Below are 4,349 nucleotides of genomic sequence, written 5' to 3' on the forward strand. Positions count from 1 at the left end.
AACAAAAAGTTGTTTGCTCTGAGTAGGGTAGACAGATTTTTTTATATAGGCAAATGTTGATCGTGCTTTAGGGGAGAATATGTCGGATAAAGAAAAGATAGAGGAACAAAGGTAATATTTCCTGTATTTTTTAGCCCCGAAGGGAGTGTAGCCACACAATTTATTGTGTGTTCAATGGGGATTGGGGATACTCCCCAACAAACAGATTTGCCAAAATCCCGTAAGGGAATTTCGTGCAAAATCGCAAGGGGTGTACCGCCTTGCCCTGCTTGCCACTTTACTTTGCCATTGATATCTGCAACTAGGAAAAAAGTCATTTTGTCAAATAAGTTCAAAAGAAAAATGCTGCAAAACCGTATCGTCTGCAACGCTTCTCAACTGCTTCGACTTCTTTAATCTCTTTTGATGTGGCACTGATTATGGGGATACAATATGAAAACTTAANNCCGTGAAGTTTTAACCATAATTTTTCATCTTTCATTCATAGAAAAGATGAAGAATTATGGAAATTAAAATTACGCATAAGTTAAATTCCCATTGAGGAACCCTATATTTGAAATCACTTATCGCTTATATCATCAAGCAGACTGTCAAGCTGTCTGCGTTGCGTAGATTTGTCTATTTCTTGATTTGGAAAAAAGAATTGGTCTACTGATAGGTCTAAAAGCAATTATAAATTCCTTTATGCAATATATAATTGACATTGTGAAATGTATAATGTACAATTTAATCATCAAGGCAGAAGAAGGAGGAATTTGGTGAAAAATAAAAAACTCAAAATTGCTAGAATTGAATGCGATATGAGTCAAGAGGACTTAGCAGATATTGTTGGCGTCACACGTCAAACTATTGGTTTGATAGAGTCCGGAAATTATAATCCAACATTGAAACTTTGTATTGCAATATGCAAAGCTCTCAACAAAACATTAAATGACTTATTTTGGGAGGAACCATAATGAAAAGGAAAAAAATCAAAGATGAACGTGTCTTACAGTTAAACAACAAAATTCAAAGTGAAGCCTATCTTATAGTGCTATTCCTTGCGGTTGTTTCTGTTTTTATTAAGTCCTATGTGATGGATATGTCCTTCTCACAGTATGCATTTGAGCTTGGTATTATTATTTTATCAATAGCTTACATTGCGGTAAGAAGTATGTTAGTCGGATACGATTTTATGAACAATTCTAAAAGTGGAAAGGTATCAACAGTATCGACTATTTTAATTTCAAGTCTTGCTATAACCATTATAAACGGAATAAGAAACTATTCTCTATATGGCGATAAGTATACTGGAATATTAGATGGACTCTTTATTTCAGTGTTAGTGGTTACTTTTATCTCTGCAGCTATTTTTAATTCCGTTGTATTCGTTATTCTATACTTTTTCAATATGAAAGGGCAGCAAAGGATTGAAAAGAAGCTCAATGAAGGAGATAAACAAGATTAATTGTTTGAATCAAGGACTTTTCTTTTATTACAGAAATAAAGAGATTGGAGGAGTGGCATGCAAAAAGATAAATGGATTTTATGTCCTGTATGTGAACATAAAACTCGCCTTAAAATTAGAGAGGACACCAGACTTGAAAATTTCCCATTATACTGTCCCAAATGTAAACAGGAAACCTTAATCTCTGCCCAACAAATGAATATAGCTGTTATCAAAGAGCCAGACGCATAGACGCAGAGCCGATACCTCGTGAGAAACAACTCAATGGTGCCGGTTCTTTATTTTGCTTCTGATTATGTATGATAAAGAAATGGCAAACTAGCAAAAAAATATGAAAGGAAATCAATTATGAGTAAGAAATGGATTTTAAGTATTATTACAATGGCAATATTAGGTATGACCCTGCTTATGGGGTGTGGGAATAGAACAAATACAATATCGACGGATTTATCCACTTTGCAAACAGATATTAGCACTTTAACTGTATCTGAAAATGTGCAGATTGTAGGGCTTGGAGAAGCGAGCCATGGTGTAAAAGAATATCATCAGATGAAAGCAGAAGTGTTCAAAGCATTGGTCGCAAACAATGGATGCCGGACATTTATTATTGAAGGTGACTTTGGAGGTGCGTTAAAGGTAGATGACTATATTCATGGTGGAAAGGGAACTGCTAAAGATGCTGTTGGAGAAATTGGTTTTGCGATTTATCGCACACAGGAGATGGCTAATTTAGTGGATTGGATGCGTTCTTATAATGAAAGTGCTCCTGAGGGAAAAGACTTGCATTTTTACGGAATGGATATACAGCGATACGATAATAACAAGGAATATCTGTTTTCCGTGTTAGATATAGCGGAACCTGCCTTAAGTAAAAAATATAAAATGGCATTTTCACAATTAACTGATGAAACAAGATTGACTTTAAGCAGTGATGTTTTGGATAAGTCCAAAATGGATGCATTAGGGTTGTTAAAAGAAATGGACGCTGCTGAAAGGGATATTGTAAGCATTTCTGGACAAACTGCATTTGATTTTGCAAGGGAAAGTGCAAATACAATCTATCAGTATAGCGAAATACTGTTGAGTAGTAACGCCAAGTATAACTCTTTACGGGATAAGCATATGTCTGATAAAGTAAACTGGTTTTTACAACATGGCGATGATAGTGTACTCTTTATTAGCGGTCATAACGGACATATTGGAAAAACCTCTGTTTCCGGTTATACTTGCTTGGGAGAATTGCTGACGAACAGCATAGGGGAAAACTATTTTGCTATTGGGACAGATGCAGAGAATACAACATTTAATTCACAAGATAACAATGGAATTTTTAGCGTTATGGAAGTTAAAAACCAAAATGCGTTGAATAGTCAGCTTGACAATATGGAGAGTAACTTTTATTATATTGACTTTTTAAAAGTAGCTGATAATGAAAATTGGCAAGGGATTTTGAAGAGTCAACAAAAAATTACAACGCTAAATGTAGGAATATCGGGGTGGCAAAAGCTCTTGAAATCCTTTTATACAACTACCATTGTTCCAAATGACACATTTAACGGAATGATTGCTTTCAAAAAAACCTCTCCTACAACTCTTATTAAATAAATTATATTGACTGAAATAATTGATAATTATCGCATAAATAAAACGCCGTTCTGTGGAAATGGACGCCATAACGTTGGACAATGTTTACACTCTGATGATTAACTTTAGAAGAATTAGAAGCTTTTTCAATTATCAGACAAGAAATTGAGGTTACAAATTTTCAAAAAAGAAATATCCAAATTAGTACATAGTTTTGGCTAAAATTTAGTGCTAATTTAAAGGAATCCTATTTATTGCAATCAAAAAAATGGGTTAAATATGTTTTTATGGAAACACGACAAAGAAAACTGTTCTATTATTGTGCCATATCAAAGAAAGCAGTTGTTCCAGAATGCTTTACGTTAAAAAAATTAAGCCACATAGATATTTAATTGTTGAACACATTTGAACCGGAATTTATTGATATTGCAACCATTGTAACCTGGCAGTTGACACATTTCAAACCTTGATATATAGAATTGTTAGTTTAGATGTTGATATACTATTCATATAAAAAGGAAGGAGCTATTTAAATGAATTTGTCTGAAAAAATTTTAAAACTTAGAAAATCAAAAGGTATGTCTCAGGATGGATTGGGTGAAGAATTGGGTGTGTCACGTCAGTCGGTATCAAAATGGGAATCTGGTCAAGTAACTCCAGAATTAGATAAGATAATAAAAATAGCAAATATCTTTGATGTAACAACAGATTATCTATTAATGCCGAGTGAAACTGATGAGTTGCTACTTAAAACTTCTATTTTGGAAAGTGAGCAGAAGAAAATATTTAATCAACAAGCAAAAATGAAAAACCATCAATTTTCAATTGTAAGCAGTGTCATTTCTCTTGGATTAATAGTAGCAGTATTTTTTATCAGCCGATATATTATGTTTCCCGATTATGGAGATGGCTATGGAATGCTAGCCAAAACAGTTTTAGTCTGTAGCACTCTTGTTATTATATCAGTAAATATTTATCTTAATTGGAAAATAAGAAATGAAAGAAAAGAGCAACTTTAATAACGAATATCAATTTAGCAGTAGATTCTTATGAGTTTACTGCTTTTTTGATGCAAAGAAAGGGGGAAATTAAAGTACGATATTCAGAAGAAGAAATTAACAGAGCGAACGATATATCGCTGACTGGGATTGTATCTTATTTGGGGTATAGTCTAAAGTGATGTTAGTATAATATTGTAGACACATAAAGCTGAACACTTTAAAATAAAGAAAAGAGAAGGAAGTATTTATAATGGCAAGAGTTTAAATCCTATGATTTCTATAATGCTTGATGGAATTGATATAGGAATTTATCAAGA

Annotated in this window: 6 protein-coding genes; 5 read left to right on the forward strand and 1 reads right to left on the reverse strand. The window is 33.3% G+C overall.

The genetic code is table 11. The features are described from left to right. Window positions 1-559 precede the first annotated feature (559 nt). A complete protein-coding gene (locus B2W91_RS00790) occupies window positions 560-670 on the reverse strand; it encodes a hypothetical protein (protein WP_291578354.1) in 111 nt (36 codons plus the stop codon). Between the two features lie 88 nt (window positions 671-758). Here B2W91_RS00790 and B2W91_RS00795 point away from each other — a divergent pair, with 88 nt between their 5' ends. The 5 genes from B2W91_RS00795 (at window position 759) to B2W91_RS00815 (ending at window position 4,050) form a co-directional block, all read left to right on the forward strand. Then, a complete protein-coding gene (locus B2W91_RS00795; protein WP_039630837.1) occupies window positions 759-956 on the forward strand; it encodes a helix-turn-helix transcriptional regulator in 198 nt (65 codons plus the stop codon). Then, a complete protein-coding gene (locus B2W91_RS00800) occupies window positions 956-1,447 on the forward strand; it encodes a DUF6773 family protein (protein WP_291578355.1) in 492 nt (163 codons plus the stop codon). Before B2W91_RS00795 ends, B2W91_RS00800 begins: the two co-directional genes overlap by 1 nt. Window positions 1,448-1,504: 57 nt before the next feature. After that, on the forward strand, window positions 1,505-1,678 hold the full coding sequence (locus tag B2W91_RS00805) for a cysteine-rich KTR domain-containing protein (RefSeq protein WP_291578356.1): 174 nt from the start codon (window positions 1,505-1,507) through the stop codon (window positions 1,676-1,678). A gap of 117 nt (window positions 1,679-1,795) precedes the next feature. Continuing rightward, entirely contained in the window at window positions 1,796-3,052 is a 1,257-nt protein-coding gene (locus B2W91_RS00810; protein ID WP_291578357.1) for an erythromycin esterase family protein, read from the forward strand. Between the two features lie 512 nt (window positions 3,053-3,564). Continuing rightward, a complete protein-coding gene (locus tag B2W91_RS00815; RefSeq protein WP_291578358.1) occupies window positions 3,565-4,050 on the forward strand; it encodes a helix-turn-helix domain-containing protein in 486 nt (161 codons plus the stop codon). The last annotated feature ends 299 nt before the right edge of the window (window positions 4,051-4,349 follow it).

The organism is Clostridium sp. UBA6640 (genome assembly GCF_002455975.1).
Lineage (GTDB): Bacteria > Bacillota > Clostridia > Clostridiales > Clostridiaceae > Clostridium_J.